This window comes from Aquimarina sp. AU119 (genome assembly GCF_900312735.1).
In the GTDB taxonomy this organism is placed as follows: Bacteria; Bacteroidota; Bacteroidia; order Flavobacteriales; family Flavobacteriaceae; genus Aquimarina; species Aquimarina algiphila.
Genome location: NZ_OMPF01000014.1, coordinates 516801 through 540868 on the forward strand (window position 1 = coordinate 516801; position 24068 = coordinate 540868).

General features: G+C 31.9%; 28 protein-coding genes. 21 read left to right on the forward strand and 7 right to left on the reverse strand.

The features are described 5' to 3' along the window. Nucleotides 1–86 precede the first annotated feature (86 nt). From DK442_RS13075 to DK442_RS13125, 11 genes are all read left to right on the forward strand, one after another. The gene (locus DK442_RS13075) at nucleotides 87–695 is read left to right on the forward strand and encodes an SIMPL domain-containing protein (RefSeq protein ID WP_160114162.1); all 609 of its coding nucleotides are present in this window, start codon (nucleotides 87–89) and stop codon (nucleotides 693–695) included. A gap of 17 nt (nucleotides 696–712) precedes the next feature. Beyond that, on the forward strand, nucleotides 713–1270 hold the full coding sequence (locus tag DK442_RS13080; RefSeq protein ID WP_109436318.1) for a hypothetical protein: 558 nt from the start codon (nucleotides 713–715) through the stop codon (nucleotides 1268–1270). A gap of 234 nt (nucleotides 1271–1504) precedes the next feature. Then, the gene (locus DK442_RS13085; RefSeq protein WP_109436319.1) at nucleotides 1505–2353 is read left to right on the forward strand and encodes a hypothetical protein; all 849 of its coding nucleotides are present in this window, start codon (nucleotides 1505–1507) and stop codon (nucleotides 2351–2353) included. A 176-nt stretch (nucleotides 2354–2529) separates the two neighbouring features. Then, the gene (locus DK442_RS13090; RefSeq protein WP_160114163.1) at nucleotides 2530–3012 is read left to right on the forward strand and encodes a hypothetical protein; all 483 of its coding nucleotides are present in this window, start codon (nucleotides 2530–2532) and stop codon (nucleotides 3010–3012) included. Nucleotides 3013–3017: 5 nt separating this feature from the next. After that, nucleotides 3018–3488 (forward strand): hypothetical protein, encoded by a 471-nt coding sequence (locus tag DK442_RS13095; RefSeq protein WP_160114164.1) that lies wholly within the window; start codon nucleotides 3018–3020, stop codon nucleotides 3486–3488. A 39-nt stretch (nucleotides 3489–3527) separates the two neighbouring features. Continuing rightward, on the forward strand, nucleotides 3528–4130 hold the full coding sequence (locus DK442_RS13100; RefSeq protein ID WP_160114165.1) for a hypothetical protein: 603 nt from the start codon (nucleotides 3528–3530) through the stop codon (nucleotides 4128–4130). A gap of 195 nt (nucleotides 4131–4325) precedes the next feature. Then, entirely contained in the window at nucleotides 4326–4940 is a 615-nt protein-coding gene (locus tag DK442_RS13105) for a collagen-like protein (RefSeq protein WP_109436323.1), read from the forward strand. Between the two features lie 81 nt (nucleotides 4941–5021). Further along, the gene (locus DK442_RS13110) at nucleotides 5022–5735 is read left to right on the forward strand and encodes a hypothetical protein (protein ID WP_160114166.1); all 714 of its coding nucleotides are present in this window, start codon (nucleotides 5022–5024) and stop codon (nucleotides 5733–5735) included. 188 nt (nucleotides 5736–5923) lie between these two features. Next, nucleotides 5924–6319 carry a DUF2721 domain-containing protein gene (locus tag DK442_RS13115; protein ID WP_109436325.1) on the forward strand — a complete coding sequence of 132 codons (396 nt, stop codon included), beginning with the start codon at nucleotides 5924–5926 and terminating at the stop codon, nucleotides 6317–6319. Nucleotides 6320–6352: 33 nt separating this feature from the next. Then, nucleotides 6353–7804: a PAS domain-containing sensor histidine kinase gene (locus DK442_RS13120; RefSeq protein WP_109436326.1), complete on the forward strand. Its 1452-nt coding sequence runs from the start codon at nucleotides 6353–6355 to the stop codon at nucleotides 7802–7804. Nucleotides 7805–7828: 24 nt separating this feature from the next. Beyond that, nucleotides 7829–8242 (forward strand): response regulator, encoded by a 414-nt coding sequence (locus tag DK442_RS13125; RefSeq protein ID WP_109436327.1) that lies wholly within the window; start codon nucleotides 7829–7831, stop codon nucleotides 8240–8242. 56 nt (nucleotides 8243–8298) lie between these two features. Here DK442_RS13125 and pyk read toward each other — a convergent pair whose 3' ends face one another. From pyk to DK442_RS13150, 5 genes are all read right to left on the reverse strand, one after another. Further along, nucleotides 8299–9726: a pyruvate kinase gene (gene pyk, locus DK442_RS13130; protein WP_109436328.1), complete on the reverse strand. Its 1428-nt coding sequence runs from the start codon at nucleotides 9724–9726 to the stop codon at nucleotides 8299–8301. After that, the gene (locus DK442_RS13135; protein ID WP_160114167.1) at nucleotides 9726–10217 is read right to left on the reverse strand and encodes an IPExxxVDY family protein; all 492 of its coding nucleotides are present in this window, start codon (nucleotides 10215–10217) and stop codon (nucleotides 9726–9728) included. Before DK442_RS13135 ends, pyk begins: the two co-directional genes overlap by 1 nt. 248 nt (nucleotides 10218–10465) lie before the next feature. Continuing rightward, nucleotides 10466–11200: a ribonuclease III gene (gene rnc, locus DK442_RS13140; protein ID WP_109436330.1), complete on the reverse strand. Its 735-nt coding sequence runs from the start codon at nucleotides 11198–11200 to the stop codon at nucleotides 10466–10468. After that, nucleotides 11200–12453 (reverse strand): beta-ketoacyl-ACP synthase II, encoded by a 1254-nt coding sequence (fabF, locus tag DK442_RS13145; RefSeq protein WP_109436331.1) that lies wholly within the window; start codon nucleotides 12451–12453, stop codon nucleotides 11200–11202. The genes rnc and fabF overlap by 1 nt, the downstream gene beginning before the upstream one ends. A 17-nt stretch (nucleotides 12454–12470) precedes the next feature. Further along, the gene (locus DK442_RS13150; RefSeq protein ID WP_024768509.1) at nucleotides 12471–12704 is read right to left on the reverse strand and encodes an acyl carrier protein; all 234 of its coding nucleotides are present in this window, start codon (nucleotides 12702–12704) and stop codon (nucleotides 12471–12473) included. A 181-nt stretch (nucleotides 12705–12885) separates the two neighbouring features. On the opposite strand from DK442_RS13150, the gene DK442_RS13155 reads away from it, so the two are divergent. From DK442_RS13155 to gwsS, 7 genes are all read left to right on the forward strand, one after another. Next, nucleotides 12886–13470: a phosphoribosylglycinamide formyltransferase gene (locus DK442_RS13155; RefSeq protein WP_109436332.1), complete on the forward strand. Its 585-nt coding sequence runs from the start codon at nucleotides 12886–12888 to the stop codon at nucleotides 13468–13470. A gap of 206 nt (nucleotides 13471–13676) precedes the next feature. Continuing rightward, entirely contained in the window at nucleotides 13677–14312 is a 636-nt protein-coding gene (locus tag DK442_RS13160; protein WP_109436333.1) for a viroplasmin family protein, read from the forward strand. Between the two features lie 305 nt (nucleotides 14313–14617). Continuing rightward, a complete protein-coding gene (locus DK442_RS28235; RefSeq protein WP_160114168.1) occupies nucleotides 14618–14776 on the forward strand; it encodes a hypothetical protein in 159 nt (52 codons plus the stop codon). A gap of 77 nt (nucleotides 14777–14853) precedes the next feature. Then, nucleotides 14854–15426 carry a hypothetical protein gene (locus tag DK442_RS13165; RefSeq protein ID WP_109436334.1) on the forward strand — a complete coding sequence of 191 codons (573 nt, stop codon included), beginning with the start codon at nucleotides 14854–14856 and terminating at the stop codon, nucleotides 15424–15426. A gap of 48 nt (nucleotides 15427–15474) precedes the next feature. Beyond that, nucleotides 15475–16455 (forward strand): grasp-with-spasm system ATP-grasp peptide maturase, encoded by a 981-nt coding sequence (gene gwsG / locus DK442_RS13170; RefSeq protein WP_109436335.1) that lies wholly within the window; start codon nucleotides 15475–15477, stop codon nucleotides 16453–16455. Beyond that, nucleotides 16445–16666, forward strand: coding sequence for a hypothetical protein (locus tag DK442_RS13175; RefSeq protein ID WP_109436336.1), 222 nt, complete (start codon nucleotides 16445–16447; stop codon nucleotides 16664–16666). The genes gwsG and DK442_RS13175 overlap by 11 nt, the downstream gene beginning before the upstream one ends. Next, complete coding sequence (gene gwsS / locus DK442_RS13180) at nucleotides 16647–17723, forward strand: grasp-with-spasm system SPASM domain peptide maturase (protein ID WP_109436337.1); 1077 nt, start codon at nucleotides 16647–16649, stop codon at nucleotides 17721–17723. The genes DK442_RS13175 and gwsS overlap by 20 nt, the downstream gene beginning before the upstream one ends. 179 nt (nucleotides 17724–17902) lie before the next feature. Here gwsS and DK442_RS13185 read toward each other — a convergent pair whose 3' ends face one another. Then, on the reverse strand, nucleotides 17903–19027 hold the full coding sequence (locus DK442_RS13185; protein ID WP_109436338.1) for a carbohydrate-binding protein: 1125 nt from the start codon (nucleotides 19025–19027) through the stop codon (nucleotides 17903–17905). Nucleotides 19028–19486: 459 nt separating this feature from the next. On the opposite strand from DK442_RS13185, the gene DK442_RS13190 reads away from it, so the two are divergent. The 3 genes from DK442_RS13190 (at nucleotide 19487) to DK442_RS13200 (ending at nucleotide 23090) form a co-directional block, all read left to right on the forward strand. After that, nucleotides 19487–20083, forward strand: a complete 597-nt coding sequence (locus DK442_RS13190; RefSeq protein ID WP_160114169.1) for an START domain-containing protein — start codon at nucleotides 19487–19489, stop codon at nucleotides 20081–20083. 82 nt (nucleotides 20084–20165) lie between these two features. Continuing rightward, complete coding sequence (locus tag DK442_RS13195) at nucleotides 20166–21095, forward strand: PfkB family carbohydrate kinase (protein WP_109436340.1); 930 nt, start codon at nucleotides 20166–20168, stop codon at nucleotides 21093–21095. A gap of 96 nt (nucleotides 21096–21191) precedes the next feature. Beyond that, a complete protein-coding gene (locus DK442_RS13200) occupies nucleotides 21192–23090 on the forward strand; it encodes an amidophosphoribosyltransferase (RefSeq protein ID WP_109436341.1) in 1899 nt (632 codons plus the stop codon). Nucleotides 23091–23354: 264 nt separating this feature from the next. On the opposite strand, the gene DK442_RS13205 is transcribed toward DK442_RS13200, so the two are convergent. Next, nucleotides 23355–23963, reverse strand: a complete 609-nt coding sequence (locus DK442_RS13205; protein WP_109436342.1) for a superoxide dismutase — start codon at nucleotides 23961–23963, stop codon at nucleotides 23355–23357. Nucleotides 23964–24068: the final 105 nt, after the last annotated feature.

The following is a 24068-nucleotide window of genomic DNA, read 5'->3' on the forward strand; positions in this document are numbered from 1 at the left end:
AAGAGGAAATACAAACAATAAAACATGCAAAGATCTTGTGTTTTGATTTAGACAAATGCATGCATCAATTTTATAAAAATAAGAACATGAAAAAATTAATTATAGGATTATTATTATGTGCAGCTCCAATTTTTGGACAGCAACAAAATAATACAATAACAGTAAGAGGCGAGGCTTCTAAAAAAGTTGAGATCAAGGAGTATATTGTTAATCTAGAGATCAAAGATCTCGTAGCTGATGGGTATCAAAATATAGAATCCAAAAATAGATCCCAAATTATCGAAGAATACAAAAATAGAATAAAGGGCATAGGTATAGATTTTAAAGAGTTTAAGCAAAATAAATTGTACGCAATCACCGCTTTAACGTATCGTACAACTTCGTATTACACCTATGCAACAACATCTTTTGAAGAAGTAGAAAAGATGTTTGGACAACAAATGAAAGGTGTAACAATTACTTGGGTAGAAATATTTGCCAAGGAAAATACCAATACAGATCTTGCAGCATTGGATAAAATGGCAATACAAGATGCGATGAATAGAGCCAAGATAACAGCTACTAATATCAATAAAAAGATTGGAGCCATCCAAAAAATAGAAACTTCTAGTAATAAAGCATATTCATACTTTAATACTTCTAAACCTAACGAACTACATAAACATTATGTACAAGTAACGTTTGTTTTGGAGTAGTTCTTAAAAAAATAGATATGAAAAAATTTGCAGCACTTGTCTTTTTTGGATTTATAACAGGTATAGGATATGGACAACATTGCGCAAATGATATGACAAGTTTAATTATTATTGATGTAAGATTCGATACTAAAATAATAGATGACCTAAAAGTAACGTTAGTTGATTCTTTAGGAAATAGATATTCTGGTAGTGAGGTTCCTAACTCGATGTTAATGCAATCACCATCAATTGAGTTTTTAAATTACAGGCATTCTGAAATAGATGTTTCTAAAATAGCCTTGAATTTTTGGGAGAATAATCGTTTTTATATGTTGTATAGATACAGTTTTGAGCTTGAAGGGCTTTTTATCAAAATTGAAAAACCTTTAGGTATGAATAATAATTATAATTTTGAAACTAGTATACACCGAATTCCAAAAGGAGCAGTTTATAATTTATGTAGAGAAGGGACTTTTTCTAAAGGATTAAAACATGAATATAACAGAGACGATAATTGGTATGAAGAATATGCTAAAACATTCGAGCTATCTCAACCTCCTCCAATTATACATTTGAACCAAATAAAGAAATAAAGCCTAATCACAAAACCGATTTCTAAAGGGATTCACAAAGATTAAAATAAGTACTCATATACTCTTTTCTGTTTAACTGTTCTTGTAATAGAAACCAGAATATATAGGAGATCAAAATACCAACATTTTTTTAAATAAATGCATAAAAAGATAAAAAATCATAGCAATACAAAGAAGTGGATAAAAAGATGTTTTGCTTCTTTGCTTCTTATTATGATTGGATTATGTATAATAATGATATTTCCCCAAAGCGATTTTAAAAAGTTGGTAAGACAAACAAATTATGACTTATCGCAATACCATAAATTACAAGAATATAAAAAGTATTATGCACTTAATGATGTCGGACTAACAAACAAAGAGATTCATAAGATTAAGAATTCATATCATAAAGAGAATTTGTCAACCAATAAAGACTCTATTATAGCATATTCTATAATTGGGTATTATAAAGATAGGATTATTAATAATCTTCAAAAAATAACAAACCATAAGACCTTTACAAAAAAAGATATCACAGCATTACTAGATGATGATTTGATCAAAATGGTAAAGTCTGATGATAACAAATTATTCCATTTTTCATTTGATGCAAAGGTATTTGGAGTGTTATTTAGAGAGCAAGTTTCTATACTATACTACGATGATTATAAATGGAATAAGGGAAAAAGTATTCATAGCCATAAAGAAAAGAAAACACTATATGAATTCTATCCAAATAGCTATAACACTATAGATACTATTCATACCAATACAGGGGTCAACTATGTACTGTTTGGACATGATAAGGTACGAGGAAATAATTTCATGGATCATATTAGTCTTTACACCTATGAGAAAGGTAAACTTGTCCACAAATTCAATTATTCTTTGGCCCATGAAGGAGATGAATATGCAATCAAATATGACAAGATAAATCATGTTATTGATGTGGTATATACACCAAATGAAAAATATGCTACATCGATAGATTGTTATTGTGAAGAGGAAGAGATTATTAAACTATATAACAAAACACAAACACTCAAAAGATGTGCCTATTCCTTTAAGTTTACTGGAGATACTTTTGAATTGGTAGATTAAAAGAATCAAAACGCTAAATTGAAAATCATTAATTTAGGTGAGAAATTAAGTAAAAAAAGGGATTTGTACTAGCAAGAAAAAAGCAGCTGGAGTTTTTATGACTTCGCTACTATTTGGTATTCCTGGAGTATGTTTTGTAATAAACATTCACATAATGAATTAGAAAGAAAACCAGAATGAAATCAATATTCATAGTATTAACAATAATGAGTGTTCTATTGGGATGTAAATCAAAAGAAAGAGATTTTGATTTCAAAGGTGATACCAAGGAGTTGATCAGGTTAGAATTACAAGAATTAAATATTGGGATTTGGATTCCGAAGAAACATACTCTGATAAAAAGAGCAAATTATATCAATGTAATTTTAGATCCGAATAAAAGATATAATAAAAGTTTTACTATCAAAAAAACAAATCTGGATACTCAAAAAAAACAATATCCAAAGTATGTGAAATTGAAAAACGGGATAGGTATATTTTATGAAACCTTTGTTGCAAGCAATCCGGGAAGTAGTGGAGGTAAAATATATGATCTAAAAGGTTTTTTTGAGTTTAGAAATGAAATGTTTCTAGTCACATCTTCACAATTAATAGAATCTGGAGAAGGTAATGCCGAATTTTGTTTCGAATATATATCTTCTATAGAAAAATTAAAATAATAGTGATGAGACATATATATAAGATTACAGTTTTATGCTTTGTTCTTACCTCTTGTGTGAATTCGCATAACAACAATACGCTTACAAGTGTGGAAATAGAAAGCACAGAAGATAGGGTAGCAACGCTCAAAAGAGAAATAGTAAGCAAATCAGAGTTTCATGATGCCGAATTTTTATTGTTCAATGTAAATGGGTTTGCGAACTCCAGAGTAACGGGCATTCCCGGGCCATCATCTTGGAATTATCGGTTTGCCATAAAAGTAAAACCGTCAGAAATTAAGAACTGGATCGCAGACTTTACTAGAATTGACGCTAAAGAATATACTTTTGATTGGACTAATGATCTAGTTGTCCATAGAAACCAAAATTGGGAAAGAAAATCAGTACCAGAAGTCTATAAAAGAGAAGACGGTAATACGTTTATCGTAGTATATCAAAAAGAGGGAATAGTATTTAAACAGATACTAGGAGAGTAAAAAAGCAAATTAAATTTAAGAATAGAAATGCATCATATATTGACAAAAACGATAATAATTATTAGTCTTCTTTTTTGTAGCACAAGTTATACACAAAAGAAAGAAATAGATACAAAAACGAACCCAAAAACGTCTGCAACACCTGATACTCTTAGAGTTGGATATACATATTGGTGGCCACAGTCAGGTCCATTCATTGGTCATTGTGGGGATAAGTATGCATTAGTTTTTTTAGGTACTGTTCAGCATATTGATAATCCGATTAAAGATAATGATGTACTCTATACATCCCAAGAAGGAAGTATTAAGATTGATGAGGTATTAACGTCCAGAAGTCTGAAGAAGAAAATGTATGACAAACAGAACTTTTTTGTTTCTGATTGTTTTTATAAACAAGATGTAAAAGAAGGAGATCTGGTACTGGTTTTTTGTTATGAATATGAAGATAATTATAGCATTCCCGGAGGAAAGTCAATACTAAAAATTAAGGATAGTAATGATGCTGTTGTACAATCTATTAAAAGATATATTACATCTGATCAGAACGCATTAGAGTTAAAAAAGGATATAGCTCTGTGGCAAAACTATGGTTTAGAAGCTGATGCAAAACGTATAATTGCGTGTAAAGAAGCAATGGATTGATCTCTTCTTAGCAATCGATAATTTCCTATATTTTAAATAGATATTCAAAAAATGTATTACACCAGTATTTAACTCTTAAAAATAGAGTCAAATACCTCAAAAAATGTCCGGATTCTTTGAAATTCAAACTTTTCGGATACTACATGTTCTTACCCATATTAGGTTTGTGCCATAACTTTTAAAAAATTATTAAAAATGAAAGCAATAACAAATTTAGTAAAGGGTATGATGATAGTGATGGTATCACTATTAATCTTTTCTTGTTCTGATGGAGAAGACGGAGCTATTGGACCTGCAGGTCAGAATGGGATAGACGGGATTGATGGCACAAATGGAACAGACGGCAATGATGGAGCTGATGGTGTTGATGGACCTCCAGGGACAGCAAACGTAATTTATTCAGATTGGATTCCTGCAGATTTTCCAGGAGGAATAGATTCTGATAAAAGTATGTTATTATTAAGTAGTCTAACGGCATTTGATAAAGATACTGATGCTATTTTGGTATATGGGCGTAATCCCGCGAATGCCCTATTTTTTAATGTTTATGAACTTCCTTATTTTAATGTAGATAATGAAGAGTTTTATGGTATAGAAATGGGTGAAGGAACTGGTTTTGAATCTTTGCGAGTTAGAGGTCAAACAACAGATGGACTTTTAAAAGCGTTTAGTTTTTTTGATGATTTTAGATATGTAATCATTCCTGGAGGAGTTTCAACAAATCCTACCTCTTCTGCTACAAAATCTTCAATAGACTATTCATCTATGTCCTATGAAGAAGTCAAAACCTTGTTTAATATTCCAGAATAATATTGATAACCAATTATTAATTAGATTTTATAGCGAGTACTATTCCCCCGTAGTATTCGCTATTGTATAAAAGAAGATGTTATGAAATATTTAGTAATGTTTGGCCTATTGTTTATACTGAGTTGTAAAAACGATGATGATTCTAGTGGTTTAAACACATTAGACATAGCGTATGAACAAAATTTCATTGAGACAAGTTTTTTAGAAGCGGGAGAAACTGCTCCTCCATTGGTAAATTGGTCAGGAGAGAAGGTAACCTTCTCTGCTACAACATTACCAAATACTGCACCAGATGATTTATTTAATATAAATATGTCTATTGATGAAGAAACAGGTGTACTTTCATGGGATAGATCGATCCCTTTGGGTAAGACCGATATTTTTATAACAGCATCCAATGCATTAGAAAGCACAACAGTATTGGTTACTATTAATAATACTTTTGTTGAAGGTTTATTTTATGGTGGGTTTAATGATGATATATCAGATGAGCCAAATACATCTACGACCACTAGCGACGGTTCCTTGGCTCTTTCAAAAGAAGGTACTGCTGGATTATTAATAAGTAGCGATGGTGATATAATTTCTATAGATGGGACTTGGACTATAGATGAATCACTTATAACAATTAATTTTAATACTAATAATCGAGTATTAAAAGGTATTATGAATGGTGAAAATGATGAGCCGGCTGCTACGTTTATTGGACAATGGGGAGAAGGATTGGATCAAAACAATAATATTGAAAATCTTAAGGGGGCATTTAGGTTTATCGGTGAATTTATTAGTGAATAAAATGACATAAAAACTTTTTTTGTTTTTTACTATTAAAGAAAGATGTCAATTCCCGATAGATATAGGCGATTTCTCACAAGGGGTTAACTTTTTATCTCTTGAAAATGAAAAAACTAGATTAACTTATAAAGTTGTAAAATAAACTATTTCAAATTAAACTAACTTAGTGTCATAAATATATATTGATTATGACACTAACTATGAGTATTCCAGCATTATTATTCCCTGCAATATCTCTTACAATGCTGGCGTATAATGCAAGATATTTAGCTATTGCAGCTTTAATACGACAATTACATAGCGAATACCTTTCTTCTCCTTCAAAAAACATAGGGTTACAAATTAAAAACTTAAGAAAACGATTATGGTTAATTAGAAATATGCAAGCGATTGCGATTATAAGTTTTCTAACCAGCGTAATCACTATGTTTTTATTATATGTAGAACATATGAATTGGGCAAATATAGTATTTGGAGTTAGCTTGTTTTGCCTTATGATGTCGCTTTTTTTATCTTTTGTCGAAGTTCAGATTTCTACCAAAGCATTGGCTATCAGGCTTGACAGAATAGAAGAAAATAAATAAGAAATTCTTATCTTGTTAGTATAATTATTTTTCATGCTTCAAAATGAACTTTTTAATAATGTAATACGAGATTTCAATGCTGGATATTGGGAGTTGTATACTAATCCTGATAAAGAAATCTGGTCAAAGAAGTTCTATGAAAGCCTTGGATATACCCAGAAGGAAATACAATCCACAATCGATTTTTTTTTAGAGCATTTAATACATAAAGAAGATGTTGATGTATTTAGAGATAATTTTCTTAATTATAGACGTAATAATGTAAATTTTAAGCAACATATAAAGATCCAAACCAAAACAGGAAATTATAAACTGTTTAGATGTGCAACTAATGATGAATTACCGGTAAATATAAAATCTGAAATTAATCTTATATTTTTTTTCGAAATAAAGCTTGAGCCAGAACAGAATATTGCAAAAGACAATTTCTATTACAAAGAAACTGCTCAAATGACAGAAACCGGCAGTTGGTATGTAGATTTTCACAAAAGAAAAAGCTATTGGGATTTTGAAACTAAGCGAATATTAGAATACCCAGATGATTATGTGCCTTCTCTAAAAGACTCTGCAAGTTATTATGCAGAAGATTCGCAACAACAGGCTGCGGATTGTTTTTTTAATTGCGCTATGGCCGGTACACCTTTTAATACTGAAATTAAGATGGTGACCGCTAACAAGAGAGTTTTTTGGGTGAGAGCGATAGGAAAACCAGTATATAATGAGAGTAAGGAGATTATAGGAATCAGAGGTGTTTTTCAGGATATTGATGATATAAAGAAGAAAGAGTTAAGTCTTCAAAAGTCTATAGATATTATCGCTTCTCAGAATTCTCGGCTTTTTAATTTTGCACATATTGTATCTCACAACCTACGGTCGCATACAAGCAATTTGTCCTTGTTGGTTCAACTTATTGAAGATATAGAAGACCCAAAAGAAAAAATAGATCTTATTAAAGAGATCAAGCAAATATCCTATAGTTTAAATACAACTATTGAGCACCTTAATGAGATTGTAGCCATTCATACAAATAAAGATCAAGAAAAAAAGATAACCAAATTTCAGGATGCGCTTAATTTGGTAACCAATGGTATTGGGCAAATGATTGCTGTTGGTAAAACAAAAATCAAATCAGATTTTAAAGCTCTAAATGAGATTAATTATATCCCTGCGTATCTGGAAAGTATTCTATTAAATCTCATCACAAATGCAATTAAATATAAGCACCCGGATAGAGATGCGATCATTGAGATTAAATCATATAAAGAAGAAGATAAAGAGTACCTAAAGGTCACCGATAATGGAAGAGGAATTGATATGAACTTGTTTAAAGATAAAATATTTGGGATGTATAAGACATTTCATTATAATAAGGATGCAGTAGGAATAGGCTTATTTTTAACAAAAAATCAGGTAGAATCTTTGGATGGAAAAATTACTGTAGAGAGCGAAGTAGATAAAGGCACAACATTTATAATAGAATTTTAAAAACAAATACCCAACCTCACAATTATGAGTCATAAAATTGGATTAGCGTGTATTATTGACGATGATAGTATGTATGTAAATCTTGTAAAAAGGATTGTAGAAGCAAAAAATCTTTGTGAAAACTTAATGGTTTTCAAAAACGGAAAAGATGCTCTTAATTATTTTGAAGCTATTCTAACCAATTTGGATAAAAAAAGCATTCCCGAGATTATTTTTTTAGATTTAAATATGCCAGTAATGGATGGATGGGAGTTTTTAGAAAACTTTACCAGTATCAAAAACAAACTTGGAAAAATAATTACACTTTATATTGTAAGTTCTTCGATTAACCCAGTGGATATAGAGAGAGCAAAAAATATTAATTCTGTTAAGGATTATCTTGTGAAACCAGTTACTATAGAAGACTTAGAAGCTATTTTTTTAAAACAAACACTATAAAAAAAGACCTCATAAAGTGAGGTCTTTTTTAGATATATATTTATTATACGCCCATCTTAAATTTGTGATACTCTAAGAGTATTTACCATTCCTTTTGCAGTGATAGGCATTGCAGCAAGATTGATTAACATATCTCCTTGCTCAACAAACCCACGATCTGCGGCTATTTTATTAATATCCTCTACTGTTTCATCAGTACTAACAAATTTGTCATAAAATAAGGCCTTAACACCCCATAAAAGACTAAGCTGAGAAAGTATTCTACGATTACTGGTAAAAACTAAGATATGAGCATCTGGTCTCCATGCAGAGATTTGAAATGCAGTATATCCACTGTTGGTTAATGTACAGATAGCCTTAGCATCAATATCATTAGCCATATGCGCGGCATGATAACAAATTGATTTAGTAATAAATCTATTTGTTCGTATATGCGGAGGGTTTTGAGGAACTGATATTAATTCTGAGTTTTCTACGCTGTTAATAATTTTAGTCATGGTTTCTATTACCTGCACGGGATATTTTCCTACTGAAGTCTCCCCTGATAGCATAACAGCATCTGCACCATCCATTACAGAGTTTGCAACATCATTCACTTCTGCACGTGTTGGAGTAAGGCTATCGATCATAGTTTCCATCATCTGAGTAGCAATAATCACAGGGATTCGAGCAGTTTTTGCTTTAAGAACCAATTTTTTCTGAATTAAAGGTACTTCCTGAGCAGGGATTTCTACTCCCAAATCTCCTCTTGCAACCATTAATCCGTCACAATATGCTACAATTTTATCGATATTTTCTACACCTTCAGGCTTCTCAATTTTAGCTATAATTGGGATTTTATCTTCGCTATGTTCCTTAATCAAATCTTGTAATTCGATGAGATCCTGCGCATGTCTTACAAAAGATAATGCCATCCAATCTACACCTTGTTCACAAGCAAAAATGGCATCTTTTACATCTTTTTCTGTTAATGCAGGTAACGAAATATTGGTATTAGGGAGATTAACACCCTTTTTGGATTTTAATGGCCCTCCTTGTATTACTTTGGTTTTTACCGTGTCTTTTTTATTTGTAGAAACAACTTCAAAAATTAATTTACCATCATCCAATAATATACGTTCGCCGGCTTTTACATCTTTCGGAAAACTTTCATAATTCATGTACACTTGTTCAGAAGTGCCTTCAAAAGGTTTACCAGTCACAAAATTGATAAAATCACCATCATGAACAATGATATCACCTTTCATGACACCTACTCTTAATTTAGGACCTTGTAAATCTCCTAGTATTGCAGCATTAAAACCATGTTCTTCGCTTAATTTTCGTATAATTTTTATGCGTTCCTTTACATCACTGTAATCAGCATGAGAGAAATTTATCCTAAAAACATTTACACCTGCTTCTAGCATCTTTTTTAAAGTCTCTTTGCTACTCGTTGCTGGTCCTAGGGTAGCAACTATTTTGGTTCTTTTACTTTTTGGCATTATTCGAATATTAAGTTGTTCTTTGATTTAAGTTGAGTGTATTCTACACTATATGCAGTAATAACTTGTGAGATCGTTAGCAATTGGGTTACTAAGGAACTATTTGAAAATTTTGATGTTTCTGTTTCTATTTTTAGAAAATAATCTACATTCTTTAATTCTGGAATTAAATATTTTGTAGTATATGTTTCTTCTATAGTATTGAATAAGCCATCTGCAATATGATTTTTTGAAACGCCTAAGGCCTGAAATTTATTGGCCAAAAGACTATATGTATTATATTGAAAATGGTCCTCATATTGATACAACGGAAAATTTGCTGTAAAGTCAGGATATTCAAAATTAATATCTTCTTTTTTTCTAAAAAGTTTTAAATTAAGGTTTTTGTTTAATAAAAAGGCTAATCTATATGAAGCTAATGAACAATGAATAGCAATAAGTTCATAATCATCATCTTCTAAGGTATCTAATACTAATTTCTGAATAGCCACGCTGAATTTTTGTTTCAGAATTAGCACGAAATATACAAATAAAATCACCTAACGGGTTTAATAAAACATAAAGTTATTTCACGAAAACGATTGAGTTAGTATCTTTTAACGATAAAAACTGTAGTTTTTCTGATGAGTCTATATTTTATATAAGTATTGTAAGAAAAAGCAGTGACATTAGAGTATGTTTATAAAGAATACAAACTTCAACCGATTAATGTCAAAAAGCATGATGTTAAAAAAGTACTTTAGATATTAATCTTGGATTGAAATGCAAAATAAGCTCTTTTTGAAGCTTTTTCTTCTGCTTTTTTCTTTGAAGTAGCTCTTGCTTTTGCAACTACTTTTTCATCAATCCAGAGTTTTACAGCAAAATGCTTCATTTCATCTTTACCGGTGTCCTCATATACCTCATAATTGAATACCTTTTTTTCTTTTTGACACCATTCTATTAGTAGACTTTTGTAACTGATAATTTGGCCTTCGAGACTTTCGATATCAACATAAGGATCGATAACCGCTTCTTTAATAAAGCGTTCACAGTATACAAAACCTCGATCAAGGTAAATGGCACCGATTAGTGCTTCAAAAAGGTTTCCATGAATATTTATTCCAAATTGAGATTTAGGAATATTGGTTCTTACTAATTCGATTAGCTTAAGATCTTTACCAAGTTCGTTAAGATGTTTTCTACTCACTACTTTGGCTCTCATTTTTGTAAGGTACCCTTCATTACCTTCAGGAACTTCTTTAAATAAGTGAGCAGCAATAACACTACTTAACATGGCATCTCCCAAAAACTCCAATCGCTCAAAATTAACAGCATTTCCTTTTTTATCTTTTAGGTTTAATGACCTATGGGTAAATGCTTTTTCGTAAGGAGCGATGTTTTTTGGCTTAAATGCTAATATTTTTTGAATTTTGGAAAAAAAATTCCCGTTCTTTTCAGAGCGGGAATTTAATATGTTTCGAATAACATTCATTATTCTTTCAATTTTTTAAATAACACACATGCGTTATGACCTCCGAAACCAAAAGTATTACTCATTGCGTATGTAATATCACGTTTTTGAGCTTTGTTTAAGGTCAAATTTAACGATGAATCTATGTTTTCATCCACTGTAGTGTGATTGATTGTAGGAGGCACAGTACCTTTTTGCATTGCCAGAATAGAAGCAATAGCTTCTATGGCTCCAGCAGCACCAAGTAAGTGTCCCGTCATAGATTTTGTTGAATTGATATTAATGTTAGGTGTGTGATCTCCAAAAACTTTAGTAATAGCTTTCAATTCTGCAACATCTCCCAAAGGAGTAGATGTTCCGTGAGTGTTTATAGCATCTACTTGTTCTGGTGTTACCCCTGCATCTCTTAAACAATTAAGCATCACGCGCTCTACACCAATTCCGTCTGGGTGTGGTGCTGTCATATGATAAGCATCACTAGACATTCCACCTCCTACAACTTCAGCATAGATTTTAGCACCTCGTGCTTTTGCGTGTTCATATTCTTCAAGAATAAGAGCTCCACTACCTTCTCCAAGAACAAAACCATCTCTGGTTGCGTCAAATGGTCTAGAGGCAGTTTCTGGACTTTCATTTCTTGTAGATAACGCGTGCATAGCATTAAATCCTCCCATACCAGCAATAGTTACTGCAGCTTCACTTCCTCCTGTAATAATAATATCACAATGTCCTAAACGTATATAGTTTAGTGCATCGATCATTGCATTAGCAGAAGAAGCACAGGCAGAAACCGTTGTGTAGTTAGGTCCCATAAAACCGTTTCTAATAGAAATATGTCCAGGGGCAATATCGGCAATCATTTTCGGGATAAAGAAAGGATTGAAACGTGGTGTTCCATTTCCATTGGCATAACCAATTACTTCTTCCTGAAAAGTTTCTATTCCTCCGATTCCGGCACCCCAGATTACACCAACTCTAAATTTGTCAACCTTCTCAAGGTCAATAGCAGCATCTTTTATAGCTTCTTCTGAAGATACAATGGCATACTGAGCAAATTTATCTAGTCTGCGTGCGTCTTTTCTTTCGAAATAATCCGTAGGATTGTAATTTTTGATTTCGCAAGCAAATTTAGTCTTGAAATGCTCGGTATCAAAGTAAGTAATAGGAGCACAACCGCTCTTACCATTTACCAATCCATTCCAATATTCATCAATATTGTTACCGATAGGTGTTAACGCACCTAGTCCTGTGACTACAACTCGCTTAAGATTCATATTTTGTTGTGAAGTTATTACTTTGCGTCTTCAATATAAGATATTGCTTGACCTACTGTTGCAATGTTTTCAGCTTGATCATCTGGAATCTGAATATCGAATTCTTTTTCGAATTCCATAATCAATTCTACAGTGTCTAACGAATCAGCGCCTAAATCGTTTGTGAAACTAGCTTCATTTACAACTTCGTTTTCGTCTACTCCTAATTTGTCAACGATTATCGCTTTTACTCTTGATGCAATGTCTGACATAATGTTTAATTTTAATTTTTTAATTAGGTGGCAAAAATAAAAAACTTTATTTTAAAACCCCACAATCCCATAAAAATGTATTTGTATTTTATCAAATATAACGAAGTATTAGCTTTTTGCTACCTAAAAATGGATAATAATTATTTTTTTTGTGTTCTCTAATTAACAATTTTATCATACTATGAAGCGTATCGTAATTTTTGCTTCCGGCTCTGGTACCAATGCCGAAAATATAATCAAATACTTTCATGAACGAAATATTGCCGAGGTCACTCATGTGTTCTCTAACAACCTGCGTGCCAAAGTGTTGAAGCGTGCTCATAACCTGAAAGTAAAGGCATTACACTTTGACAAAACGTCATTTTATCAGACAAATGAAGTATTAAATATTCTAAAAGATGCAAACCCTGATGTAATTGTATTGGCAGGGTTTTTATGGATATTCCCAAAAAAAATTATCGATTTCTTTCCAAATAAGGTCATCAACATTCATCCTGCTTTATTACCAAAATATGGAGGAAAAGGGATGTATGGACATCATGTTCATGAAGCTGTGGTAAGAAATAAAGAAAAAGAAAGTGGTATTACGATCCATTATGTCAATGAGCATTATGATGAAGGAGGCGTTATTTTTCAAGCCAAAGTTGCAATTTCAGAAGAAAATTCTGCAGAAGATGTAGCTAATGCAATTCATGCTTTAGAATATAAACATTTTCCGGTCGTTATAGAAGAACTTCTGTTTTCTGATAAAAAAAGTAATGAGTAGTGAGTATTTAGTATTAAGAAACTGAAGAAAATTGTATAGTAACCTTAAATTTAATTATTTATTGTAGCGTTCGAGCGGGCTATACGTTACAATTCCTCGTATTGTAGCCCTTCGACAAGCTCAGGATGACAATACTGTGGGATTTTCACTACTATCCCTAACGCAGAAAATGATTTGGAAGATAATTTCTATCAAAGATTTAAATTATGGCTAAGAAAGAAAAATTTTATGTGGTCTGGGAAGGTCACAAACCAGGGATTTACACAAAATGGGATGATTGTAAAGCAGCAGTAAAAGGATACGCCAATGCAAAATATAAGTCTTTTGATTCTTTTGATATAGCCAAAAAAGCATATCAAGGCGATTACGACGATTATAAAGGTAAAAGTAAACCCAAAAAAACACTTACTGCCACACAGTTATCAAAAATAGGAGAACCAAATTTATATTCTATTGCCGTAGATGCTGCTTCTAGTGGGAATCCGGGGAAGATGGAATATCGAGGTGTAGATACACAAACCGAAAAACAATTATTTCATCAAGGTCCTTTTAGAGAAGGAACTAATAATATAGGAGAGTTTTTAGCCTTAGTTCACGGTTTAGCATATCTTAAAAAGAAAAAGAGCGATCGTATTATTTATTCTGATTCTAAAATTGCTATTGGATGGGTAAAACAAAAGACATGTAAAACAAAATTAAAAAGGAACTCTAAGAATAATGAGGTATTTGATCTTGTAGATCGTGCAATACAATGGCTAAAAGAAAACTCATATACCACTACAATTGTAAAATGGGAGACAAAGGCTTGGGGAGAAATACCTGCAGATTTTGGAAGAAAGTAAAATCGTTTTTTACTAGACTCATTTGAGTTATATTTTGAAAGTGGGAAAACATAACCGTAAAAGTAATATGATTATTCATAAGATATAATATCAAATTTATTCTATATTAGCATAGAAATTATCCTACCCGAAAATTAAATATCAGTACTCATATAATTGTATAGTATGATGTTTATAATCTTAATCAATATCATTTTATAAACTATCTTTTTTGAAAAAGATAGATGATAAACGTTGCGCGACGATTAGGCGAAAACCGAAAAGCCTTGATTAGAGTAGGTGAATAATTTTAAAATTAATTTAAGATGAAAAAACTTAAAGATTTAAATGTAAATGTAATTGAAGACAAAAATGCTTTAACTATTGAAGGAGGAAGTTGTGGTACAGCATCTTTGACTGATAGGGGTAACAGTAGTACTGGCCCAATATGGTTTGGTGATTGGGATGATGAATTCTGTTGTTAATACCAAAATAAAGGCTGAGGGCTAATTTTTATTAGTTCTTAGCTTTTTTAATGAAGCTTAAATAAAACAAAGTTATTTTGAAATATATATATAGTATTGGTTTTCTTTTGATAATAATATCCTGTAGCAAACAAAATAATAATCAAATACAGTCTCATTCCATTGATGTCGATTCTTTGATCATCTCCTTAAATACTCAAGAAAAGAAAGAAAAGTTTCTTGCAGATTTATTTCAGCAAGATCAAAATGTAAGAAATGCAGATAGAGAAAATGAAATTTTAAAAAAGAATAATTATGATATAAATTCATCAGAATATAAGGAGTATAGAAGAAAAATAAATGAAGTGGATTCTCTAAATTATCTTAAGACATCAAAGTATTTAAAAGAATATGGGTATCCCACGTTTAAATCAGATAATCATAAAGTAGCTCCTGCAATTAAAACAATTTGTTTACATCAGCCTTTTGATAAGCAGGCGGTATTATTCCCCTACATATATAAAGCCTATAATAATGGCTTTATAAACAGGGAACATTTTTCTTTTTTACTTAATAAAATGCATATTATGAAATACGGAGAAAGTCACCCACATGCGGTTAACTATGAAGAAAACATAGAGCAGTTACTGGAGAAATTGCAACTCAAATAAAACAAAGGAGTTTTAATAGTCTTAAATTTTATAGTTCTACGGTTTAATATGATTTTGATTTGCAAAAACTACAAAGAAAATAATGACAGTTATGAAGAAGTCATTGATTGGTTGCTGTATAAAAATGCTAGATTTGACTTTCTTTCAGGAGAAGATTATTATGAAAATGGTAAGGATTGGTGCATAACGCTTAATAATTCAAGAGACGAATTAAGTATTCCTTTTGGTGAGTATAAAAGTGTTTGGTTTCGAGGGTTTCTAAGACACCGTAATCATCTAGAAGAAGCATTTAATGATTTGGAAAGCACCAATGATAATATAGCAGAATTGAGATGGAGAATTGGTCAGGAGATAGGAAGAATAAATAACCAGATTTTTAATAACTTTCAGAATGCCTATCAATTACCTAGTCCATTATCTGTTAAGAGTGATAAGTTTTCAATGCTTCGATTGGCAAAAGAACTAGGGTTGGATATTCCCGATTCCCTGATAACAAATTCTAAAAAAGAATTACTACAATTTTTTAAAAAACAGCAACAAATTATTACAAAACCATTATATGAAACAGTTTATTTTAACGATAAATCCTATGTAGCTTTTTTTAAGACCAATACAATTACCGAAGAAGTGATTGAATCGCTTCCTGAGACTTTTTTTCCGTCACTTTTTCAAGGGTATGTAGAAAAAGATATAGAGTTACGGGCTTTTTATATAGAAGAAAAATTTTATACGATGGCTATTTTTTCTCAGTTAGATTCACAAACTAAAATTGATTTTAGAAACTATAATGATGAAAAACCTAATAGAAATGTACCTTATTTGCTTCCTGAAGAAATTGAGATTAAAATAAAAAGGCTTATGAAAGAGCTAAACCTTAATACAGGTTCTATCGATTTAATAAAAACTCCTGATAAAAAATATGTGTTTCTAGAAGTAAACCCTACAGGACAATTTGGCTTTGTTTCAAAACCCTGTAATTATTATCTGGAAGATGTAATCGCCGAAGAATTAATACGACATGACAACTAAAAGAGAGATATTTTTCAAAAAACAATTAGACAACCTTCCTTTTTTTCTTAGGAATCATAAAATAAAAGAGGTAAAGGTTTCTGAAAATCCTGAAGAAAAAGTTTCATATAATGATAAATTCTCGGTATATCATTCTGAAACAGTAGAATGCAAATTATCCTTAAAGCCAATTTCAAAACTATTAACATTCGATGAACAAAAAAAGTTTTAAGTTATTTGCTAACTGCATCATTGTTAAAGGAGCTTCTTTAGCAACTATTTGTGATTTGCATAGAGGTAAAGTATATTCTATTCCATTACCTCTTGCAGAATTTCTTGAAGAGACAAAAAACAATAATACACTAGAGGATATTGATTCATTTTCGCAAGAAGATCAAGAAACTGTTCAGGAATATTTAGAATATCTTAAAAAAAACGAGCTTGGTTTTTGGACGGATGAACCAGAAAAGTTTCCAGATCTTAATTTACAGTGGAAATCGCCTGAACATATCAATAATGCTATTATTGAAATGGAACAATTGGACTATGTTGATTTGAAAAAAATAACTACTGCTCTAACCAATTTACTATGCAAATTTATAGAAATCAGGTTTTATAAGACAGTAGATTTGGATAAACTGGCTTTTTTTGCTGAGAATTGTTCTAAATCCGTTATCAGAAGTATCACTATTTTTTTACCACTCACTTACGAATTAGATATTAAGGAAGTTGAAAGATTGTCAATCAAGTATCCGAGGATAGTTCTTTTTGTAGTACACTCTGCGAAAGAAAAAAATACTGTGCCGAAGACTGACAATTCGAAAATCCAAGTGATTTCTCGTGTTATAGACGATCAAAACCATTGTGGAGTTATTGATCCTAAACTATTTTCAATCAAAATTCCTGTATTTACTGAATCTTTGAAGTTCAATTCTTGCTTAAATAAAAAATTAAGTATTGATAAAGAAGGAAATATAAAAAATTGTCCTTCGATGCTTCAAAGTTATGGAAATATAAAAAAAGACGACATAGAAACTGTTGTAAAATCATTAGATTTTCAAAAAAAATGGGGCATAAATAAAGACTTAATAAAAACTTGTAAAGATTGTGAATATCGTAGAGTTTGTACTGATTGTAGAGCATATGTCGATAACCCGGAAGACCAATACTCGAAACCTCTAAAATGTGGATATAATCCTTATATGAATACTTGGGAAGAATGGAGTACAAATTCTCTAAAACAAAATGCAATTAAATACTATGGTTTTCAAGCTTTTTTGAAAAGATAAATATTCTAATAAAAATAGTTCAGTGAGGAGACACAAGCTTGGGGAGAAATTCCTGCAGACTTTGGGAGAAAGTAAAATAGTCTAAAATTACGTATTCACGATATTATATATAAAAAATGCCCGGTAAAGTCCGGGCATTTTTATTGATGAATACAAACATTGTATTTAAAATTCTTTATCTAGTTATTCACAGGAGGGAATACTGTATTACTTTTTGCAGCGGCAGATGTACCACATGCTCCAAGATTATTCCATCCACTAGATGTTCTCTGGTATAAAGTTCCTTGATAGGTTACTTTATCTCCAACAGAATAAGATGTATTACGATTATATGCAGCTACGCCATCACAGATATCACTAGGAGCAGGAGTACCACATGCACCAAGGTTATTCCATCCGCTAGATGTTCTCTGGTATAAAGTTCCTTGATAGGTTACTTTATCTCCAACAGAATAAGAAGTATTACCATTATATGCGGCTACACCATCACAGATATCGCCTCCTCCAGTGTTAGTCTCTGGATATATAGTGGCGATAAAGGACTTGTCTGTTGCAGATAATTGTGTGTTACTTCCTACAGCAACACCATCTGTAGTGTGTTCTGCAGGAATAGGGTAGTGCATTATTGATTTTGGATCATATACACTATGGTTAGAGATATTTGCATCATAACGTCTGAATAGATTGTTATCTACCTGTGCTCTACTCCAGTTATTAGGTGGTCCTGCATAATATGCATAAACAGCTTCTCTATCCCAGTTAATTCCTGCTACAGGGTTTTGATGCTCATGAATTAAGCCAAGAGCATGTCCAAATTCGTGAATTGTAGTTCTTCTAAATTCAGTATCAGTTGTATTGTCGTTAAACCATCCAAAATGCATACTATGTGCATGACTATTAGAATCAGTTCCTAAATAAGACCAGGATCCGCCATCATTTGCAAATTGACCTTCTTTGAAACCAATTTTGATATTTGCACTGCTGTTTGAGGATACCCATTCAAATTTAATATTCGCATAACTTTCCCATGCTACAGCATATTGTCTTACTTTGGATTGTACAAAATTGTTTCCATTTAAAAATTTCACTCGGATAGTTTGACCAGCTTCCCATTCCTTTGCTTTAACACTTGCAGCTTTTGAATTATTTTCGCTAGTGTCCCATTTTTCGATACATACATGAGCATTTTTTGCACCTGCAAATTGATTTGTTTCGATAATGTCTTCAGAATCTCTTTCACAGTTGAATAATAAAACCGAAAGCATTGTAACTAAAACGAGTTTAGTTAAATTTAATTTTTTCATAATTTAATTGAAAGTTTGAGTTTGTATTGAGTAAAGAACGCTATTTTTTTAAGTTTATTTTAACATTTTTATGATTTTAACATAATAATTGTATGGTTTATATCTTGTTTGCTAAAAATGAGAGATAGTATAAAAAACTGTTTTAAAGTGTGTTATATGTAGTATGGAATACTGTTTTTTGACCGTTATTATAATGAATATTTGAGAAGAATAGAGTTTGATCTACTGCAATAAAAAGCTAAATCAGGGTGGTTAAATATTATAGACAAAAACTTAGATATAGATTCTCGCAGGTTTTGTAAGAGAATAATAATAGATGTTTTAATGCTTTGTAAAACAGTTGTTTAACATGTTTTAACATATGTGGGAGTAAGTAAGGAGATACCTTTTTCTACTAAACTAGTGTTTGAAATAAGAAATTCAATTTCAAAAAGGTTTAATGTTAGAACGTGTAATACTATGAAAAAGATCTATTATTTATGTATTCTAGTCCCCATGTTAACTTTTGGTCAGTCGCAATGGAAACTTGCAAAAGATAAGGAAGGAATTCAAATATGGGTAAGGGATTTTAAAGATAGTCCATATAAAGAATATAAAGCAATAACGAGTGTAAAAACCTCTCTAAAAGGCGTAGTTGATGAATTACTTGAAGCTCCGGAGTATATGGAGAATTGTAAAGAAGGAGTTAGTCATTTGGTAAAAATAAATAATGATAAAGAATATGTTTTTTATGCAAGAAATGAGTTTCCTTGGCCTGTAAAAGATAGGGATGTGGTCTCTAAGCTTCGGATTCAAAAAATCTCGAAGGATAAAATCAAATTATATATAGATGCAGCTCCAGAAGAAGTCCCCGTGTTAAAAAGTACGCTTAGAATTCGGGAATTATCTGGTCATTGGTTATTGGAAGAACATGAAGGTAAGGTGAAAATTACACAGCAACTTTATGTAAACCCCGAAGGATCACTACCTCCTTTTATTACAAATTCTCTATTAGTAACAGGACCTTTTAAAACATTTAGTACACTAAAAGGAACACTTGAAGATATTGATTCATGAGGACGATCTTAGAAGACTTTATTTTTGATCAATTTACTTGAAAGTAAAGCGTATATTTGCAAAAAAATTATAACGCTATTTTATGAGCAAATTACTTATTGTAGGCTCTATGGCCTTTGACGCTATTGAAACCCCTTTCGGGAAAACTGATAAAATCTTAGGAGGAGCTGCCCCTTATATCGCGCTTTCTGCATCTAATTTTAATGTTTCTTCTGCTATCGTTTCTGTGGTTGGTGAAGATTTTCCGGTTGATTATCTCGAATTGCTTAAGAAAAAAAATATTGATACTTCTGCAGTAGAAATTGTTAAAGGAGGAAAAACATTCTTTTGGAGTGGTAAATATCATAATGACCTCAATTCTAGAGATACTATAGAGACTCAGCTTAATGTTCTTGCCGATTTTAATCCTATTGTTCCTGATAGTCATAAAGATTCGGGAATTGTAATGTTGGGTAACTTAAACCCATCAGTACAACTTGGTGTTTTGGAACAATTAACGACCAAACCAAAGCTTGCGATATTGGATACTATGAATTTTTGGATGGAAGATGCTTTTTTAGATGATCTTTTAAAAGTAATAGCAAAAGTAGATGTTATCACCATAAATGATGAAGAAGCAAGACAACTAAGTGGAGAATATTCGCTCGTAAAAGCTGCTAGAGCAATAGAAAAGATGGGACCAAAATATGTGGTTATTAAAAAAGGAGAACACGGAGCTTTATTATTTCATAATGAACAAATTTTCTTTGCTCCTGCTCTGCCATTAGAAGAGGTTTTTGATCCTACTGGAGCTGGAGATACTTTTGCTGGAGGGTTTTCGGGATATTTGGCCAAAACAGATGATGTTTCATTTGAAAACATGAAAAAAGCAATTATTCATGCTTCAAATCTTGCATCTTTTTGTGTAGAAAAATTTGGGACAGAAAGAATGGAAAACTTAGATAGGGAAGAAGTTCAAAGGCGACTTCAACAATTTAAGGAATTAACGCAATTTGAAATAGAATTGTCTTGATATATAAAGGTTAGCCCCAAAGCAATTGTTTTGGGGCTTTTTTAATTATGGTTTACATAACACAAACACAACAACGTTTAGAATTTTTGGAATACAATGAGTGATGCGTTAAAACACGAATGCGGTATAGCATTTATAAGACTATTAAAGCCGTTAGAGTATTATAGAGAAAAATACGGTAGTGCATTTTATGGAGTAAATAAAATGTATCTGATGATGGAAAAACAGCATAATCGTGGTCAAGATGGAGCAGGGTTTGCAAGTATTAAATTAGACACAGCACCTGGCGAACGATATATAAGTAGAGTCCGATCGAGTGAATCGCAGCCTATACAGGATATTTTTTCGCAGATTAATGATAGGATTAATAAAGAATTAGTCGATCACCCAGAATATACGGATGATGTCGAGCTGCAGAAAAAAAATATACCCTATATAGGTGAAGTTCTTCTTGGGCATGTGCGTTATGGTACATTTGGTAAAAACAGTGTAGAAAGTGTACACCCGTTTCTAAGGCAGAATAACTGGATGCATCGTAATCTTATCGTTGCCGGTAATTTCAATATGACTAATAATGACGTATTGTTTGATAACCTGGTTAGGTTAGGACAACACCCTAAAGATAAGGTGGATACGGTAACTGTAATGGAAAAGATTGGACACTTTTTGGATTCTGAAGTGGCTAAATTATATAAGCAATTAAAAAAAGAAGGGTTCAATAAGATTGATGCTTCTCCGCAGATTGTAGAACGACTCAATGTTGCTAAAATTCTTAAAAAATCTTCAAGAGATTGGGATGGCGGATATGCTATGGCCGGGATGCTGGGGCATGGAGATGCTTTTGTGTTAAGAGACCCAGCCGGAATTCGACCAGCGTATTATTATAAAGATGATGAGGTGGTTGTAGTAGCATCAGAAAGACCAGTTATTCAGACGGTTTTTGATGTGTCTTTTGACGATGTACAAGAGTTAGATCCTGGAAGAGCAATTATCGTCAAAAAGAATGGAGACACTTCTATTCGCAAAATTATTGATCCATTAGAAAGAAAAGCATGTTCATTTGAACGAATCTATTTCTCAAGAGGGAGTGATGCAGAAATTTACAAGGAAAGAAAAAATCTGGGGAAATTAATTATGCCTCAGGTTTTAGAAGAAATCGATCATGATACTATAAATACGGTTTTTTCTTTTATTCCAAATACGGCAGAAACCTCTTTTTATGGGATGGTAGAAGCTGCACAGGATGAGTTAAATAAGCAGAAAAACGAAACTATACTTTCTGAAAAAGAATCATTAACAGATGAACGATTATCAGAAATTCTTTCCTCTAGATTGAGAACAGAAAAAATTGCAATAAAAGATGCCAAGCTACGTACTTTTATTACAGAAGATAGTAGTAGAGATGATCTGGTAGCTCATGTGTATGATGTAACATATGGTGTGGTAAAACAAGATGATAATCTAGTGATTATTGATGATAGTATTGTAAGAGGGACAACACTCAAAAAGAGTATTATCAAGATGATGGATAGATTAAAGCCTAAGAAGATTGTTATTGTTTCTTCTGCGCCACAAATTCGTTATCCTGACTGTTATGGGATTGATATGGCAAGATTAGAAGGTTTAATTGCATTTCAGGCTGCGTTAGAGCTTTTAAAAGAAAATGGGAACTACGATCTGGTAGAGCAGGTTTATGAGAAATGCAAAGCACAGGAAAATTTAGAAGATGCAGAAGTACAAAATTTTGTTAAAGAAATCTATAGTGGATTCTCTGATCAAGAGATAAGTGATAAAATATCAGAACTTTTAAGTGATAAAACAGTAAACGCCAAAGTAAAGATTATTTATCAAACCGTTGACAACTTACATGTAGCCTGCCCTAAGAACCTTGGGGACTGGTATTTTACTGGAGATTATCCAACGATTGGAGGGAATAGGGTTGTAAATAAGGCGTTTATAAATTTCTTTGAAGGTAAAAACGAAAGAGCTTACTAAAAAAAGAAAAAAGATTGGTGTTAAAATTGGTTAAATTGTGTATTTCAACAATTATTTTAACCTTTCGTCTAAAACATTTTTTCACAATGAAATAACGTTCTATATTAGCAGAGCCATAGCATAAGTAGGTTAAGTTCATGGTAGATTTGGGGCAAAAAAAGGTGGACTTTCCACCTTTTTTTATTTTATGACATTTCTTAATATTCCAGATATAAAAAAAGAGCTGCAAATTTGCAGCTCTTTTTTATGAGTCGAATAAGTTATTTATTTTCCTTGTGCATATCTGCTTGAAACCTCATTCCAATCAATTACATTAAAAAAGGCAGAAACATAATCAGGACGGCGGTTTTGATAGTTTAGGTAATATGCATGCTCCCATACATCTAATGCTAAGATAGGAGTTCCTCCACAACCAATTCCTGGCATTAAAGGGTTATCTTGATTAGGAGTAGAGCATATTTCTACCTTTCCACCAGGATGTACACATAACCATGCCCATCCAGAACCAAATCTGGTACCAGCAGCAGTAGAAAAAGCATCTTTAAAAGCATCAAAGGATCCATATGCTGCGTTTATTGCATCAGCAAGTTCACCAGAAGGTTTCCCTCCACCATTAGGAGACATTATCTCCCAAAATAAATTATGGTTGTAATATCCTCCACCGTTATTTCTAACAGCAGCATTAGACATATCAAGATTGATAAGAATGTTGTCGATATTTTTACCTTCAAGATCTGTCCCTTCAATTGCAGCGTTTAATTTACTAGTGTAACCAGCATGATGTTTATCATGGTGGATTTCCATGGTACGAGCATCTATATGAGGTTCTAACGCATCAAATGCGTAGTTTAATTTTGGTAATTCAAATGACATATGTTATTATTTTGATTAATAAAATAAAAATGACATCAAATTTAACAATTAGAGCGATGAATAAAAATTTATAGTTGTTATAAATTAATTAAAACCAATATCTTG

Coding starts and splice junctions, on each gene's coding strand:
- DK442_RS13075 (WP_160114162.1), top strand. CDS start 87: ATGAAAAAATTAATTATAGGATTATTATTATGTGCAGCTCCAATTTTT.
- DK442_RS13080 (WP_109436318.1), top strand. CDS start 713: ATGAAAAAATTTGCAGCACTTGTCTTTTTTGGATTTATAACAGGTATA.
- DK442_RS13085 (WP_109436319.1), top strand. CDS start 1,505: ATGATATTTCCCCAAAGCGATTTTAAAAAGTTGGTAAGACAAACAAAT.
- DK442_RS13090 (WP_160114163.1), top strand. CDS start 2,530: ATGAAATCAATATTCATAGTATTAACAATAATGAGTGTTCTATTGGGA.
- DK442_RS13095 (WP_160114164.1), top strand. CDS start 3,018: ATGAGACATATATATAAGATTACAGTTTTATGCTTTGTTCTTACCTCT.
- DK442_RS13105 (WP_109436323.1), top strand. CDS start 4,326: ATGAAAGCAATAACAAATTTAGTAAAGGGTATGATGATAGTGATGGTA.
- DK442_RS13110 (WP_160114166.1), top strand. CDS start 5,022: ATGAAATATTTAGTAATGTTTGGCCTATTGTTTATACTGAGTTGTAAA.
- DK442_RS13115 (WP_109436325.1), top strand. CDS start 5,924: ATGACACTAACTATGAGTATTCCAGCATTATTATTCCCTGCAATATCT.
- DK442_RS13120 (WP_109436326.1), top strand. CDS start 6,353: ATGCTTCAAAATGAACTTTTTAATAATGTAATACGAGATTTCAATGCT.
- DK442_RS13125 (WP_109436327.1), top strand. CDS start 7,829: ATGAGTCATAAAATTGGATTAGCGTGTATTATTGACGATGATAGTATG.
- pyk (WP_109436328.1), bottom strand. CDS start 9,726: ATGCCAAAAAGTAAAAGAACCAAAATAGTTGCTACCCTAGGACCAGCA.
- rnc (WP_109436330.1), bottom strand. CDS start 11,200: ATGAATGTTATTCGAAACATATTAAATTCCCGCTCTGAAAAGAACGGG.
- fabF (WP_109436331.1), bottom strand. CDS start 12,453: ATGAATCTTAAGCGAGTTGTAGTCACAGGACTAGGTGCGTTAACACCT.
- DK442_RS13150 (WP_024768509.1), bottom strand. CDS start 12,704: ATGTCAGACATTGCATCAAGAGTAAAAGCGATAATCGTTGACAAATTA.
- DK442_RS13155 (WP_109436332.1), top strand. CDS start 12,886: ATGAAGCGTATCGTAATTTTTGCTTCCGGCTCTGGTACCAATGCCGAA.
- DK442_RS13160 (WP_109436333.1), top strand. CDS start 13,677: ATGGCTAAGAAAGAAAAATTTTATGTGGTCTGGGAAGGTCACAAACCA.
- DK442_RS28235 (WP_160114168.1), top strand. CDS start 14,618: ATGAAAAAACTTAAAGATTTAAATGTAAATGTAATTGAAGACAAAAAT.
- gwsG (WP_109436335.1), top strand. CDS start 15,475: ATGATTTTGATTTGCAAAAACTACAAAGAAAATAATGACAGTTATGAA.
- DK442_RS13175 (WP_109436336.1), top strand. CDS start 16,445: ATGACAACTAAAAGAGAGATATTTTTCAAAAAACAATTAGACAACCTT.
- gwsS (WP_109436337.1), top strand. CDS start 16,647: ATGAACAAAAAAAGTTTTAAGTTATTTGCTAACTGCATCATTGTTAAA.
- DK442_RS13185 (WP_109436338.1), bottom strand. CDS start 19,027: ATGAAAAAATTAAATTTAACTAAACTCGTTTTAGTTACAATGCTTTCG.
- DK442_RS13190 (WP_160114169.1), top strand. CDS start 19,487: ATGAAAAAGATCTATTATTTATGTATTCTAGTCCCCATGTTAACTTTT.
- DK442_RS13195 (WP_109436340.1), top strand. CDS start 20,166: ATGAGCAAATTACTTATTGTAGGCTCTATGGCCTTTGACGCTATTGAA.
- DK442_RS13200 (WP_109436341.1), top strand. CDS start 21,192: ATGAGTGATGCGTTAAAACACGAATGCGGTATAGCATTTATAAGACTA.
- DK442_RS13205 (WP_109436342.1), bottom strand. CDS start 23,963: ATGTCATTTGAATTACCAAAATTAAACTACGCATTTGATGCGTTAGAA.